General features: G+C 33.5%; 17 protein-coding genes. 9 read left to right on the top strand and 8 right to left on the bottom strand.

Going from position 1 to position 15,092, the window contains the following annotated elements; translation table 11 throughout:
* The first annotated feature begins 74 nt into the window (after positions 1-74).
* Complete coding sequence (gene pepT / locus LNP81_RS12740; RefSeq protein ID WP_230036338.1) at positions 75-1,352, top strand: peptidase T; 1,278 nt, start codon at positions 75-77, stop codon at positions 1,350-1,352.
* A 2-nt stretch (positions 1,353-1,354) separates the two neighbouring features.
* Positions 1,355-1,942, top strand: a complete 588-nt coding sequence (locus tag LNP81_RS12735; protein WP_230036336.1) for a YdeI/OmpD-associated family protein — start codon at positions 1,355-1,357, stop codon at positions 1,940-1,942.
* A 240-nt stretch (positions 1,943-2,182) separates the two neighbouring features.
* Here the strand turns inward: LNP81_RS12735 and yajC are convergent, their stop codons facing one another.
* The 3 genes from yajC to LNP81_RS12720 all read right to left on the bottom strand — a co-directional run bounded on the left by yajC (position 2,183) and on the right by LNP81_RS12720 (position 4,967).
* Positions 2,183-2,455 carry a preprotein translocase subunit YajC gene (yajC, locus tag LNP81_RS12730; RefSeq protein ID WP_230036334.1) on the bottom strand — a complete coding sequence of 91 codons (273 nt, stop codon included), beginning with the start codon at positions 2,453-2,455 and terminating at the stop codon, positions 2,183-2,185.
* Positions 2,456-2,585: 130 nt separating this feature from the next.
* Positions 2,586-3,497, bottom strand: a complete 912-nt coding sequence (gene nusB / locus LNP81_RS12725) for a transcription antitermination factor NusB (RefSeq protein ID WP_056247300.1) — start codon at positions 3,495-3,497, stop codon at positions 2,586-2,588.
* Positions 3,498-3,857: 360 nt separating this feature from the next.
* Complete coding sequence (locus LNP81_RS12720; protein ID WP_305070239.1) at positions 3,858-4,967, bottom strand: Glu/Leu/Phe/Val family dehydrogenase; 1,110 nt, start codon at positions 4,965-4,967, stop codon at positions 3,858-3,860.
* 204 nt (positions 4,968-5,171) lie between these two features.
* Between LNP81_RS12720 and LNP81_RS12715 the strand changes: the two genes are divergently transcribed.
* The 4 genes from LNP81_RS12715 to LNP81_RS12700 all read left to right on the top strand — a co-directional run bounded on the left by LNP81_RS12715 (position 5,172) and on the right by LNP81_RS12700 (position 8,931).
* Positions 5,172-6,950 (top strand): ABC transporter ATP-binding protein, encoded by a 1,779-nt coding sequence (locus tag LNP81_RS12715; RefSeq protein WP_230036332.1) that lies wholly within the window; start codon positions 5,172-5,174, stop codon positions 6,948-6,950.
* Between the two features lie 68 nt (positions 6,951-7,018).
* Complete coding sequence (locus LNP81_RS12710) at positions 7,019-7,387, top strand: PUR family DNA/RNA-binding protein (protein WP_017495419.1); 369 nt, start codon at positions 7,019-7,021, stop codon at positions 7,385-7,387.
* Between the two features lie 152 nt (positions 7,388-7,539).
* Entirely contained in the window at positions 7,540-8,364 is an 825-nt protein-coding gene (locus LNP81_RS12705) for an alpha/beta hydrolase (protein ID WP_230036330.1), read from the top strand.
* 21 nt (positions 8,365-8,385) lie between these two features.
* Positions 8,386-8,931, top strand: a complete 546-nt coding sequence (locus LNP81_RS12700) for an RBBP9/YdeN family alpha/beta hydrolase (RefSeq protein ID WP_230036328.1) — start codon at positions 8,386-8,388, stop codon at positions 8,929-8,931.
* An 84-nt stretch (positions 8,932-9,015) separates the two neighbouring features.
* Here the strand turns inward: LNP81_RS12700 and LNP81_RS12695 are convergent, their stop codons facing one another.
* On the bottom strand, positions 9,016-9,351 hold the full coding sequence (locus LNP81_RS12695) for a tRNA-binding protein (RefSeq protein ID WP_230036326.1): 336 nt from the start codon (positions 9,349-9,351) through the stop codon (positions 9,016-9,018).
* 136 nt (positions 9,352-9,487) lie between these two features.
* On the opposite strand from LNP81_RS12695, the gene LNP81_RS12690 reads away from it, so the two are divergent.
* The 3 genes from LNP81_RS12690 (at position 9,488) to LNP81_RS12680 (ending at position 11,890) form a co-directional block, all read left to right on the top strand.
* The gene (locus tag LNP81_RS12690; RefSeq protein WP_230036324.1) at positions 9,488-10,381 is read left to right on the top strand and encodes an alpha/beta fold hydrolase; all 894 of its coding nucleotides are present in this window, start codon (positions 9,488-9,490) and stop codon (positions 10,379-10,381) included.
* Positions 10,382-10,508: 127 nt separating this feature from the next.
* A complete protein-coding gene (locus LNP81_RS12685; RefSeq protein WP_230036322.1) occupies positions 10,509-11,063 on the top strand; it encodes a thioredoxin family protein in 555 nt (184 codons plus the stop codon).
* 431 nt (positions 11,064-11,494) lie between these two features.
* A complete protein-coding gene (locus LNP81_RS12680) occupies positions 11,495-11,890 on the top strand; it encodes a GreA/GreB family elongation factor (protein ID WP_230036320.1) in 396 nt (131 codons plus the stop codon).
* Positions 11,891-12,003: 113 nt separating this feature from the next.
* Here the strand turns inward: LNP81_RS12680 and LNP81_RS12675 are convergent, their stop codons facing one another.
* The 4 genes from LNP81_RS12675 to LNP81_RS12660 form a co-directional block, all read right to left on the bottom strand.
* A complete protein-coding gene (locus LNP81_RS12675; RefSeq protein WP_230036318.1) occupies positions 12,004-12,318 on the bottom strand; it encodes a cytochrome c in 315 nt (104 codons plus the stop codon).
* Positions 12,319-12,414: 96 nt separating this feature from the next.
* Entirely contained in the window at positions 12,415-13,347 is a 933-nt protein-coding gene (locus LNP81_RS12670) for a peptidylprolyl isomerase (RefSeq protein ID WP_083694978.1), read from the bottom strand.
* A 59-nt stretch (positions 13,348-13,406) separates the two neighbouring features.
* Positions 13,407-14,555: an MFS transporter gene (locus LNP81_RS12665; protein ID WP_230036316.1), complete on the bottom strand. Its 1,149-nt coding sequence runs from the start codon at positions 14,553-14,555 to the stop codon at positions 13,407-13,409.
* 142 nt (positions 14,556-14,697) lie between these two features.
* Positions 14,698-15,048 carry a cupin domain-containing protein gene (locus tag LNP81_RS12660; protein ID WP_230036314.1) on the bottom strand — a complete coding sequence of 117 codons (351 nt, stop codon included), beginning with the start codon at positions 15,046-15,048 and terminating at the stop codon, positions 14,698-14,700.
* Positions 15,049-15,092: the final 44 nt, after the last annotated feature.

The following is a 15,092-nucleotide window of genomic DNA, read 5'->3' as shown; positions in this document are numbered from 1 at the left end:
CGTTTTTTCATTTTTCATAATTTAGAGCTTCACAACGCCTGATTATTTGCTTATATTTGCTAAAAATTAAACAAATGCAACATATTATAGATCGTTTTATCAGTTACGTAACTATTGATACTGAGTCAGACCCAAATTCAAATACCACTCCAAGTACAGAAAAACAATGGAATCTTGCCAATAAACTAGTCGAAGAACTAAAAACAATTGGTCTTGCAGATGTTACCATAGATGACAAAGCTTATATCATGGCAACTTTACCAAGTAATGTAGATCATGAAGTACCCACGATTGGTTTTGTTTCGCATTTTGATACTTCTCCTGATTTTAGCGGAGCAAATGTAAAACCTCAAATAATTGAAAATTACGACGGAAAAGATATCGTCTTAAACGCTGAGAAAAACATTGTTTTATCTCCAAATTACTTTAAAGATTTATTACAATATAAAGGACAAACGATCATTACTACTGACGGAACTACTCTATTAGGTGCCGATGATAAGGCCGGAATTACCGAGATTGTTTCGGCAATGGAATACTTAATTCAGCATCCTGAAATTAAACACGGAAAAATCAGAATTGGTTTTACGCCTGATGAAGAAATTGGTCGTGGCGCGCATCATTTTGATGTGGAGAAATTTGGCGCACAATGGGCTTACACAATGGACGGAAGCCAGATTGGTGAATTAGAATATGAAAATTTTAATGCGGCTGGAGCCAAAATTACTTTCAAAGGAAAAAGCGTTCACCCGGGTTATGCCAAAGGAAAAATGATCAATTCGATGTTGATTGCTAATGATTTCATCAACGAACTTCCTAAAGGAGAAACTCCTCAGGAAACCAAAGGTTACGAAGGATTTTTTCACGTTCACCATATAACCGGAAGCATCGAAGAAACCGTTTTAGAATTGATTATTCGTGATCATAATAAGTTAAAGTTCGAAAAACGAAAAGACTTAATTGGCAAAATTGCCAAAAAAATCAATAAAAAATTCGCTAAACAATTTGGTGAAGATATTGTAACTGCCGAAGTAAAAGATCAGTACTATAATATGAAAGAAAAAGTATTGCCGGTAAAACATATTGTTGACATTGCCGAAAAAGCAATGAGAGAATTGGGCATAAAACCGATCATTAAACCTATTCGTGGCGGAACTGATGGATCTCAATTATCATTTATGGGATTACCTTGCCCAAATATATTTGCTGGTGGTCATAACTTTCACGGAAAATACGAATATATTCCTGCCGAAAGCATCCAGAAAGCAACTGATGTAATTGTAAAAATTGCCGAATTAACCGCAATTCCAGGTACTTTTGATGTAGCTGAAAAACCTAAAAGAAAAAGATAAATTTGGAACCCACTTCCGATAAAAAACACGTTTGGGACAAAGTCAATAACTGGGAAGAAGAATTACTTTTCCTGAAATCAATTATTGACAAAACCGAACTGGTTGAAACCATAAAATGGGGTGGCCCGGTTTATGTTTTCAATAAAAAAAATGTTGTCGGAATTGGAGGTTTTAAAGAATATTTTACGATTTGGTTTTTTAATGGTGTCTTTTTAAAAGATGAGAAAAAGAAACTCATTAATGCTCAGGAAGACAAGACAAAATCTTTACGTCAGTGGCGATTTACTTCAAAAGAAGAAGTCAATGAAAAAGAAGTTTTAGAATATATCTTAGAAGCGATAGAAAACGAAAAGCAGGGAAAAATTATAAAACCTTCAAAAAAAGAAGCCATTGTTTCAGAACTTTTTGAAAAAGTAATGAGTCAGAATAAGGTTTTGGCAGAAGCATTTCAAAAATTCAGTCCGTATAAACAGTATGAGTTTTTAGAATATATAGAAAGTGCTAAACAAGAGAAAACTAAGCTTTCGAGAATAAAAAAAGTGGTTCCTATGATATTAGGGAATATTGGGTTGAATGATAAATACAGATGATTTAAATTCCAATATTTTAAAATTCCAATTGTAAACATAAACCTTTGTCAAAGTTTACTTCGCAATCTTGTCATCCTTGACGGAGGAAGGATCAAACAAGGAACTCCGCAAAGATTGTCGACAAACGTTGTCGAGCTTCTAGTGTGATCCTTCGACTTCGCTCAGGATGACAAAAAAATCCCAAACTCCAATCGTAAAATTGAAATTTGGGATTTTTTTATTGGAATTTCTAAAAAAGTATTAAGCTTTTTTCAAAGCAGCACTCATTTCCATAGAAATAGCTGAACGCTCAATTTTTAATTTTCCAGACATTGTTTCAATCACTGCGCTTGTTTCAGCAAGTTCAACAATTTTACCGTGAAAACCACTTTTTGTAATTATTTTATCACCTACTTTCAGGCTGCTTTCAAATTCTTTTTCATTTTTTGCTCTTTTTTGTTGTGGTCTGATCATAAAGAAATACAACACGACAAACATTAGTAAATAAGGGGCAAATTTTAATAAATCTTGCATAGTATTCAGTTTTTATTTTTGTTATTAATATTTATGTTTTTTGGCTTTTCTCCCGAAACCTCGGGACGCTGAGAGTGACATTTTAATTGGAATTTGGCTCTTCGTCTCCGCTCAGAGTGACATTCTAATTTTACATCAAACCACGCCCAACTTTAATCATCTTTTTATTAGCTGTAAGCTCTTTAACAAGATTATCTAAAATTCCGTTGATAAAAATACTGCTTTTTGGTGTAGAATACTCTTTTGCAATTTCTAAATATTCGTTAAGAGTTACTTTTACTGGAATCGAAGGGAATTTTAAAAACTCGCAAATTGCCATTTTCAAAATAATAGTATCAATTTCAGCGATTCTTTCACTGTCCCAGTTTGGTGTTTTATCATCGTATTCTTTTGCCAGAATTGATTCGTTTAAAACTGTTCTTCTAAACAAATCTTTAGCAAAATCCTTATCTTCAACATCTTTATACAATTTTGGCACTCTAAAATCATCAGGATCCTGAGTTTTAATTGCTTTCAATTGTTTAACGATATGTGTATTTACAACCGGAATATCATCAACCCAGGTTAATTTATCATCTTCTAAATACTCATATAATTTTTCGTTAGGAACAATTACATCAGCAAATAAATCGATTACAAATTGTCTGTCTTCCTCAAAAGTATTGGTTGTAGTGCTCATGTATTTTGCATACAAATCACTTGATTTAATATCATTTAAAAGTAAAATGATATAATCATCATTCAACGACCAGTTGTTGATTTTACGATTTTCTAAGGCAATACTCAAAGAGTTGCTTTCAGCAAGAAGTTGGAAAATTTTGTTATTGATGAACTTTTCGTTCGGATTACGTTCTGCAGCAGTTGCAAGATGTTTTTTGCTTGAAAGATGTAAAAAAACAGATTCTTTTTTGCAAATTTCAATCAATGAAGAAAGCATTATAAGATATAAATCCTGAATATTATCGATACTGTAAAAAAGAAACTTCTCTTCTTTTTCCAGATTATCAGAACCGCTTTGATGCATTGCATAAATGGATTGCATTACTTTAACGCGTATGTGTCTTCTATTTACCACCTTGTAAGAACATTTAAAAATTAGTCTGCAAAAATAAGTATTTAAGACCTGATATTAAAATTATTTCGTAAAAAAGTCACAGTTTTCAGTCGCAGTTTTCACTATTATTCAAAATGCGTATGAAAGTCGCGGTTTTCAGTCACAGTTTTAAGTCATTTAGGAACCGCATAAGAAAGTCTCAGTCTTCAGTCACGGTTTTCAGTATTGTAGAAACCTCCTGAAAAGTCGCAGTTTTTAGTCGCAGTTTTTACCTATAAAAAAAGTCTCAGTTTCCAGATAAACTGAAAACTGAGACTGAGACTGAGACTGAGACTGTATACTAAAATATTACTTTCTAGAAGCGTTTTCAATTTTTCTCAAATCGATACGATTTTGAGCAATTGTAAGTGCAGCTTTATGTGTTGTCATTCCGTTTTTCACAGCATAATCGATAATTTCTAAAGTAGTGTTGTAGATATTTTCGGTTTTAGTCATGATTTCGGCTTTACCGTAGTGCTCTAATTCAGCATAAACATTGATGATTCCACCAGCATTGATCAAGAAATCAGGTGCATATAAAATACCTCTTTCCTGTAATCTTGCTCCATGAATATTTTCATCAGCTAACTGATTGTTGGCAGCACCAGCAATAACTTTAGCTTTGATTTTGTTTACTGTATCATCATTAATAATTGCTCCCATTGCACATGGCGCATAAATATCAACATCAGCAGTATATAAATCTGCTCCAGTATAAATTGTTGCGTTGTATTTTTGAGCTACCTGAAATAATTTTTCTTCATTGATATCAGTAATCGTAACGATTGCTCCTTCTTTAGTCAAATATTCTACCAAAGCTTCGCCAACGTGACCAATTCCCTGAACCAAAACTTTTTTACCTTCTAAAACATCAGTTCCAAACTGACTTTTAGCAGCAGCTTTCATTCCTAAATAAACACCATAAGCTGTTATTGGAGAAGGATTTCCTGAACCACCTCTTTCTTCAGAGATTCCCGTAACATAAGGCGTTACATCTCTTACAGTGTCCATATCTTTAGTTTCCATTCCAACATCTTCTGCTGTAATATATCTTCCGCCTAAAGAGTGTACAAACTCTCCAAACTTGCGCATTAATTCTGGTGTTTTTTGTGTTTTAGCATCCCCAATAATTACTGCTTTACCTCCACCGATATTCAATCCTGTGATGGCAGATTTATATGTCATACCTCTTGAAAGACGCAAAACATCGTTTAATGCTTCCCATTCGGTATTATAGTTCCACATTCTGGTCCCTCCTAAAGCTGGCCCCATAACTGAATTATGAATACCAATAATTGCTTTTAAACCCGTATCTTTGTCATTGCAAAAAACAATTTGTTCGTGATCATCAAAAGATAGTTGACCAAAAACAGGATCCATTTTTTGAAGTTCCTTTCCAGTTGCGAAAGTTGCATCCATAGCGCTAGTATTTTATTAGTTAAAATTATGAATTTGTCAAAAAGACTTCTCAAATTTATATAAAAAATACACTTGTGCTAATTTTTTATCTTTAAAATAACAATATAACAATCGTTTTGTTTTGATTAAATTGTACTTTCCGTTAATTTTAATTCATAAAAATTTACAAAATCAACACAATTCAACATTGAATATCATAAAAAAATGAAAGAATTAAGCTATTTAAACAAATATTTCATAAAATATAAATATAGTTTCTCTTTAGGAATTTTAATCACCATAATCGCACAAATATTCTCTTTATTCACTCCTAAGCTTATTAGTAAGTCTTTGAATGCTATCGAAAAGTTTGATAAACTGCCAGAAGCTGATCAGACATCACAAGTAATTATTGATTCTTATCGAGATGGATTAATTCATAACGTATTGCTAATCATAGCCACTACGATTGTTGCGGGTTTCCTGACTTTTTTAATGCGCCAGACTTTAATCGTAATGTCCCGCCATATTGAGTTTGATTTAAAAAATGAAGTGTTCAGACAATATGAGAATCTTTCACAAAACTTTTACAAACAAAATCGTACGGGAGATTTAATGAACCGTATTAGCGAAGATGTTTCAAAAGTACGCATGTATGTTGGTCCGGCCGTGATGTATACCATCAATACCTTTATACGTTTTGCCATCGTTATTATATATATGTATAATGTTTCGCCATTATTGACCTTATATACTATTTTGCCATTGCCAATTCTTTCGTATTGCATTTTTAAATTAAGTTCTGAAATCAACAAACGAAGCACCACTTTTCAGCAATATTTATCGAAAGTTTCCAGTTTCTCTCAGGAAATTTTTTCCGGAATCAGAGTTATCAAAGCAAATTCCTTAGAAAACCAACATCAGAATAATATGGTGGCTCTTGCCGATGAAAGCAAAAAGAAGAGTCTGGATTTAGCCAAAGTGCAATCGTTATTTGGTCCTTTAATGATTGCCTTAATCGGGATTAGTAATTTGGTGGTGATTTATTTTGGAGGTGTTATGTACATCAACGGAACGATCCCTAACATTGGTACCATTGCAGAGTTTATCTTATATGTAAATATGTTGACCTGGCCCGTTGCTTCTTTGGGATGGGTTTCATCGATGGTTCAGGAAGCAGAAGCCTCTCAGAAACGTTTGAATGAGTTTTTGAAACTTGAACCGGAAATTAAAAACAAAAATGAAAATTCATCAGACATTCAAGGTTCGATTGCTTTTGAAAATGTAAGTTATACGTATGAAGATACGAATATCGAAGCGTTGAAAAATGTAACTTTCACAGTAAAAAAAGGAGAAACACTGGCAATTTTAGGAAAAACAGGTTCCGGAAAATCGACTATTTTATCCTTGATTTCACGTTTATATGATGTTACCGATGGAAAAATTACTATTGATCAGGAAGAAATAAGCACTTTAAACCTAAATGATTTAAGAAACAATATTGGGATAGTACCTCAGGATGCTTTTCTATTCTCTGATACTATTAAAAACAATATAAAATTTGGTAATCAAAACGCTACAGACGAAGAAGTAATAGAAGCTGCCAAAAATGCTGTAGTTCATGATAATATTGCCGCTTTCAACAAACAATACGATACTATTTTAGGAGAAAGAGGGATCACACTTTCGGGCGGACAAAAGCAGCGTGTATCTATAGCACGTGCGATTATAAAAAATCCGGCCATACTGCTTTTTGATGATTGTTTATCGGCCGTAGACACAGAAACCGAAGAAACAATTTTAAATAATTTATTCAAAATCTGTAAAGATAAAACTACAATAATTGTAAGCCACAGAGTATCCTCAGCAAAGAATGCAGATAAGATAATCATTTTAGAAGACGGAAGGATCATTCAACAAGGCTCTCATAATCAATTAATAAATCAGGAAGGATATTATGCATCGTTATATTTAAAACAACTTTCGGAAAAAGAATTACTTTAAATGTTGCGTAATAGATAATTTTTTATGATTTTTGAGTACTATTAATTCCAAAAATGATAGAACGTATTATGAGAGAAAATGACATGTTAGAAAAAGAAGAGATTTTTTCTAAAGTATTACGAGCAGGAAGAAGAACTTATTTCTTTGATGTGAGAGCTACTAAAGCTGATGATTATTATATCACTATTACCGAAAGCAAAAAATTTACCGAAGAAGACGGTTCTTTTCATTTTAAAAAACACAAAATCTACTTGTACAAAGAGGATTTTAGTGCTTTCGCCGAAATACTAGAAGAAATGACTTCATATGTCTTGAACCACAAAGGCGAAGAAGTAATTTCTGAGAGACACCAAAAAGATTTCAAAAAAGAATACGGTTCTGATAAACCTGAGGGACAAAGAACCAGTTTTACCGATATTGATTTTGACGATATTTAGTCGAAAATAACTTTTTAAAAAGCACAAGTCCAATATGTTCTGCATTTTGGACTTTTTTTATATATTAATGTATTATTTTAGACTTTAGATTTTTAGATTTTAGACTTTCAAACTGACTAAAAACTCAACAACAACAATTCAATATTTTTATAATGAAAAAAATAATTCTCTTACTAAGTTTCGTTTTCATCGGAATTTCTTCATTTGCTCAAAAATTAGAATACGAAACCAAATCAAACATTCAATATTACAACGCAGCAACCAATAAATCTGACAGTTATATAAATGAAAGATGTGTTTTGGATATTTATTATCCTAAAAACACTAAAAATTTCGCAACAATTGTCTGGTTTCACGGAGGAGGATTAACCGGCGGAAGCAAAGAACTTCCCGAAGCTTTAAAAAATAAAGGTTTTGCTATCATTGGAGTAAACTATAGATTATCACCAAAAGCAAAAGCGGCAAAAGCCATTGATGATGCGGCAGCGGCGGTTGCCTGGGCATTTAATAATATAGCCAATTATGGCGGAGATCCTTCTTTAATTTTTGTTTCAGGACATTCTGCAGGAGGTTATCTGGCTTCGATGATTGGTTTAAACAAAGAATATTTAAAGAAAGAAGGAATCGATGCCAATAAAATTGCAGGATTAATTCCGTTTAGCGGGCAATGCATTACTCATTTTGAAATTAGAAGAGAAAACGGAATTCCCGAAACCACTCCAACGATAGATGCTTATGCGCCTTTATTCTTTGTTCGTGCTGATGCTCCGCCACTTTTACTTATTACCGGAGATCGCGAATTAGAAATGTTAGGCCGATACGAAGAAAACGCTTATATGGCGAGAATGATGAAACTGGTGGGGCATAAACAAACTAAACTTTACGAGCTCGACGGTTACGGACACGGAATGACGGAACCTGCTTTTCCTTTACTTGTAAACGAAGTCAACCGAATTACAAAAGAAAAGAAAAAATAATCACTAAATAAATCCACGGCAATGGAAACACAATTATTAATATTACCCGGACTAGGAAATTCCGGCGAAAAACACTGGCAAACCTTTTGGCATAAAAAATTCGAAAATTCTATACGTTTAGTACAAGACAATTGGGACGAACCCATTCGCGAAGAATGGCTCGAAAGATTGAATGAAGAAGTTTCTAAACTCAAAAAACCAACGATTCTTGTGGCACATAGCTTAGCGGTTTCTTTAGTTTTACATTGGGCTGCCTCAAATTCAAATAAAAACATTGTTGGTGCTTTATTAGTAGCTCCTGCCGATGTTGATTCACCTCAGCACACTCCTGAAATTATTCGTAATTTTTCGCCAATGCCTATTTATAAATTACCTTTTCCCACTATTCTTGTAGCAAGTGAAAATGATCCCTACGCCTCTTTCGAAAGAAAACAATATTTCGCAACGCAATGGGGAAGTGAATTTGTAAACGTTGGACAAAAAGGACACATCAACTCCGATTCTGATTTAAAATACTGGGAAGAAGGACAATTGATATTACAGCAGTTAATTGAAATTATAGAATAGTATTCAGTGTTCAGTTTTTTAGTGTTCACCTTAAATTGAGAAAATAACTGAATACTAAAAAACTGAACACTGAATACTAATAAACTAACTAATCCTAAGACCGTTTTCTATTTTAAAATCAGGCGCTAATAAAATTACGTCTCCCTCCTCGCCTACAGCGCCAAGAACCAAACATTCACTCATAAATTTGGCTATTTGTTTTCTTGGAAAATTTACAACTGCTACAATTTGTCGATTTACTAAATCTTCTTTTTGATAGCGTTTGGTAATTTGTGCCGATGATTTTCGAATGCCGATTTCAGCACCAAAATCAATTGTGAGCTGATATGCCGGTTTTCTTGCTTCAGGAAAATCGTTTACTTCTATAATGGTTCCGACACGCATATCGGTTCTTTCAAATTCATTCCAGGTTAAATCCATTTGTGTTTTTGGGTATTGTTGAATTACAAACCTATTAATTTTGTAACTATTAGTACTAATTCTATAACCTATTTTTTTACTCTAGCGTCTAAATTTACGAATCAAATTATTACGCTAACTCTAAAAATATATAGAAATGGAAAACACTCTCTTAAATGCCGACCACTCTTTAAAAGATTTTGATTTTGATATCCACGAACTAAATACAGATAAATATATAAAAACTGCAAAAAATGTTAGCTTATATGTAAAGGATTACGGAAAAGGAAAACCAGTAATTTTAATTCATGGCTGGCCTCTTTCTAATGAAATGTGGGAGTACCAAATCGATTTTTTAGTTCAGAACAATTACAGGGTTATAGCTTATGATCGCAGAGGATTTGGTAAATCATCTCAACCTTACGATGGTTATGATTATGATACTTTGACTGATGATTTGAAAGAAATTATTGAGCAGCTTCAATTAGAAAATACAACCCTTGTGGGTTTCTCAATGGGCGGAGGTGAAGTGGTTCGTTATTTTAGCCGTTACGGCGGAAAAGGAGTTACAAAAGCAGCTTTAATTTCTTCGGTAGTTCCGTTTTTATTACAAACAAGTGATAATCCTGATGGGCATCCAAAAGAAAAAAGCGAAACTACAGCAAGTGCCATCAAAGAAGACAGAATTGGATTTGTAGATAATTTTGGCAAAACGTTCTTTGGTATCAATATTATCAATAAACCTTTAAGCACGCCATTATTAGAATATTACAGAACATTGTGTTCGTTTGCTTCTCCTCGTGCAACTCTAAAATGTGCTGAATCTTTTTCATATACTGATTTTAGAGAAGAATTGGATTTTATAAAAGTTCCAACCTTAATTATTCACGGCGACGATGACAAAATTGTTCCAATCGAACTGACATCAAAAAAAGCAGCAAAAGCCATACGCGAAAATACTTATATTGTTTACGAAGGCGCACCACACGGATTATTTTATACAGATAAAGACAAATTAAATAACGATTTACTGAACTTTTTGAATTCATAAATCAGCATTAATAGTCAGGAATATCCAAAGAACTTTTTAAAATCTTCTTTGGATATTTTTTTTGTTCTTGTCTTCTTTCTTTTACAGAATATTAAGGCTATTTTTGAATAACTAATTTTGTATAAAAATGGCACGCACTCCTTCGAATATGTTACCTCTTGGAACAATTGCTCCAGACTTTAAACTAAAAGATACTAATTCTAATAATGACTATTCATTTGAAGATTTAAAGGGATCAAAGGGAACATTAGTCATTTTTATTTGCAATCATTGTCCGTTTGTACTTCATGTTATTAACGAAATCGTGATGATTGCTAATGATTATCGTGTTCAGGGACTTGGTGTTGTTGCCATTTCTAGTAACGATGTCGAAAAATACCCGCAGGATTCGCCAGAATTAATGACTGAGTTTGCTTTTCAAAACAAAATAGATTTTCCTTATTTATATGATGAAAGCCAGGAAGTTGCCAAAGGTTTTGATGCGGCATGTACTCCTGATTTCTATTTATTTGATGATCAGGACAAATTGTTTTACCGTGGCCAGCTGGATGATTCAAGACCCGGAAACGGAATCCCTTTAAGCGGAACGGATCTTCGAAGCGCTATTGATGCTCTGATTTATAACAGAAGTTTAAAAGAGCCGCAAAAGCCAAGTATTGGATGCAATATCAAATGGAAATAAACAATTATAGCTATTTCAAAAAGTTTACCTATCTTTGCAGATCAAATTAATTATTCTCATTGTGAGCACTATAAATATATTTACGGCTTTAACATTGCTGTTTTCTCTAACGAGAAAGCCGCTTACTGCTGTATTTATTAGTCATAGTAAGGCCTTTATCAATTAGGCCTCCGTCTATTTCAAATTTCTTCTTTCAGGCGGAGGATTTATACCACGATTTAATCATTTATTTTATTTGAAAGAGTAAATACTCTCTCAAGTAATTTTTTGGTTCTTTCAATCAAAAATTTCCAAAACATACATTATTTCAAAATTTCGATTTGCATAACGCATTTTGAAATAGAAATTATGCATTTATAAGCCTGCAAAAAGAAATTAAACAAAACGTTGACATTCAAAATAAATTAATAATAATAAAATAAAACATAGTTATGAAACCAACACCCACTTTCTGTAAAACAGATTATCATTTTTTAAGAGAATTGATATCAAAAAGTAAAAACTCAACAAATGCTAAAGAAGCGAATCAGCTTTCGCAAGAATTAGACCGAGCGGTAATTAGCAAAGAAAGCGAACTGGACAACTCGATTATAAGAATCAATTCTTATGTCACGATCGAAGATGTAAAAGCAAAGAAACAAATGAAAATTCAGATCGTTTTGCCTTCATATGCAGATTTAAAACAAAGCAAAATTTCGATACTCGCACCTTTAAGTGTTGCTATTATTGGATTTAAAGAAAATGATGAAGTCGATTGGGAACTACCTGCCGGAATAAAAACACTAAAAATAGTTGCAGTTAATAATATAGCTGAAGAAAACTCTTAATTTTTTTAAACACCTCACTCGTGAAGGTGTTTTTTTATGTTCTATTTTAAATAAAAAAACTATCCAATAAATAATTTACTGAATAGTTTTATGAATCTAAGATTAAAGACTTCTTACAATTGAGAAGTGATATAATTTGAAATCGAAGCCATCTGAGTATCATCTAACTTCGCTTTTTTCTGCATCCTTGTTAAAATTGGTTTCCACTCTTCCTGAGTAAATTTCTTCGCGTCATACAATTTATGACATCTCGCACAACTGTTTTCATACAAGTTTTTACCTGCTTCTAACTCTGGAGTTAATGCTACGGTTTTTGTCGTATCGAATACTGGCACAGGTTCTGTTGTTGCAACCGAAGCCGTTTTTTGAGTTCCGCACGAAACTAAAAGTAATGTTACAGCCGCAAGGATTAAGATTTTTGATTTCATCGTTTTTCTATATTTTTGAGTAAATATAAAAAAATCCCATACGCCGGAGCCCATGGGATAATTATTTAAAACAATACTAAATTGTATGTCGTTTTCTTATTTTACTTCCATTAATTCAACGTCAAAAATCAAAGTCGCGTGTGGCGGGATAACTCCTCCTGCTCCTGCAGCTCCGTAAGCTAAGTCAGACGGGATTACGAAACGAGCTTTGTCACCTACTTGTAATAAAGCAATACCTTCGTCCCATCCTTCGATAACTTGTCCCTGACCTAATCTAAATTCGATTGGTTTTTTACGTGGATAAGATGAATCAAAAACTTTTCCGTTTTCTAAAGATCCTTCGTAATGAACTGCAACAGTTTTACCCGCTTCAGCTTTTTTACCTTCACCTTTATTAATCATTTTATAACGTAAACCGCTTTCTGTTTTATCAAAACCAGCAGCCAATTGCTCCATTTTTGCTTCAGATTCTGCTTTTAAAGCTGCATCTCTTTTTAGACGAGCACCTTTTAGACCTACAAAAGCTTCAATAGCATTAAATTTTTCAGCTTCTTCTCCAACTCTAATGATCTCAACACTTTCTAAAGCATCACCTTGAGCTACAGCATCAACGATATCCTGACCTTCGATAACATGACCAAAAACAGTGTGTTTTCCGTCTAACCAAGAAGTTGGAACGTGAGTGATATAAAATTGAGAACCGTTACTTGCAGGTCCTGAATTTGCCATTGCCAAAACTCCCGGACGATCGTGCTTTAAACTTGGGTGAAATTCATCATCAAATTTATATCCAGGATCTCCAGTTCCAGTTCCTTTTGGGCATCCACCCTGAATCATGAAATCAGGAATTACTCTGTGAAAAGTTAATCCGTCATAGAACTTTTGTCCTTGAGGTTTTACTTTATTTTCCATATTTCCTTCTGCAAGAGCTACAAAATTCCCTACAGTTCCCGGTGTTAAATCGTGAGTTAGTTTTACTAAAATCGAACCTTTACTAGTGTTGAATTTAGCGTATATTCCGTTTTCCATGTTGTTATTTTTAATTTAAATGCAAATTTACAAATTAATTTTATATCAATTTGTGCTTTCTATTTTTTATCCCGAGGCTTCGGGATTGATTTATAAGTAAGACCGTAAACTGTAAATGCTAAAGCTGATAAACCAACACAACCAATAGTTACGGCATGCCATCCGCCCAATTTCCATAATAATAATCCGTAAGCTGATCCGGCTGCTGTTCCTAAAAAGCTAAAGGACATAAATACAGTGTTTAATCTGTTTCGGGCTTCGGGAAGCAATGAATACACTCTGGTTTGGTTTGAGATATGAACTCCCTGAATTCCTATGTCGATAAAAACGATTCCAATCGCGATTCCGATGACACTTTCTATTGAAAAATAAAAAATCAAAAAGCTAATTAAAATCAATAAACAACCGTAACCAACAGCAACTCTAGAACCTCCTTTATCTCCCATTTTTCCCACTAAAGGCGCCGCTAAAGCTCCTGAAGCACCTACAATCCCAAATAAACCAATTGTGGCACTATTAAAACCAAAAGGTTCTCCCGAAAGCAATAAAACCATTGTGGTCCAGAAAGCCCCAAATTGAGCAAAGCTAAACACATTAATCATGGTGGCTTCACGCAAAACAGGCTCTGTTTTTATAAGTGTAAAAAGAGATTTAATAAGCTGGCCATACGTTCCCTGAAACTGAGGTTTATTGACTGGGAATTTATTCTGAATAACAAAAAAGATCAAAAGACAAATTCCCGATGCGATATAAAACATCGATCTCCAGCCCAAAACCTGACCAATAAATCCGCTTAAAGTTCTTGATAATAAAATCCCTACAAGTAATCCGCTCATGATGGTTCCTACAACTTTACCTCTTTGTTCAGGTGCACTTAATGATGCAGCCAAAGGCAAAATAAGCTGTGGTACAATCGAAGTGATTCCGATTAATAAAGAAGCTATTTGTAAAAGAAAGAAACTTTTTGCTGTTGCGGCAAGAATTAAAGCAATGACCGAGGCAAAAGTAGTAATCAGAATTTGCTTTTTTCGTTCCAGTTTATCACCCAACGGAACCATAAAAAACAATCCGATAGCATAACCGGCCTGAGTTAGATACGTTATTGTTCCTGCGCTGGCTTCAGGAATTTTAAATTCGTTGGCAATTAATACAATTAAAGGTTGGCAGTAATACAGATTTGCAACTATAAGTCCAGTGCAAGCTGCCATAAATAAGACATTCGTTTTGGATAAATTCATTTTGCAAAAATACCAATCTAATCTTTATCAAAACTTTAAAAAATCTATAAATTTTTCAACCCTTGAAATAAATCAGAAGATTATTCCCGAGAAAATATTGATTTTTAAAACCTTATGGCTGCATAAAATCTTCACGAATTGGGCTAAAAACATCTGTCAAAAGTCCGCTTTCTAAACAAACAACTCCATGAATTGCATGAGGCGGAATATAAAAACTATCGCCTTCTTTTAAGGTTTGCGTAACTCCGTTGATTGTTACATCAAATTTTCCGCTTGAAACATAAGTAACCTGAGTATGATAATGTTCGTGTAAAGTACCAACTCCGCCTTTTTCGAAATGAACATTTACCAGCATTACTCTGTCGTCATACGCCAGAATTTTGCGCTTGATACCTTCACCAACTACTTCCCACTCTATGTCATCTCCTTTTATAAATTCTTTGCTTGTTCCGAAACTTTGCATGTCTTTCTACTTTTATTCCTACAAAAATACATTTTTAAATTATT

The organism is Flavobacterium piscisymbiosum (assembly GCF_020905295.1).
GTDB lineage: Bacteria > Bacteroidota > Bacteroidia > Flavobacteriales > Flavobacteriaceae > Flavobacterium > Flavobacterium piscisymbiosum.
The sequence above is the reverse complement of the archived record's forward strand: the minus strand, read 5'-3'. Positions and strand labels throughout refer to the sequence as shown.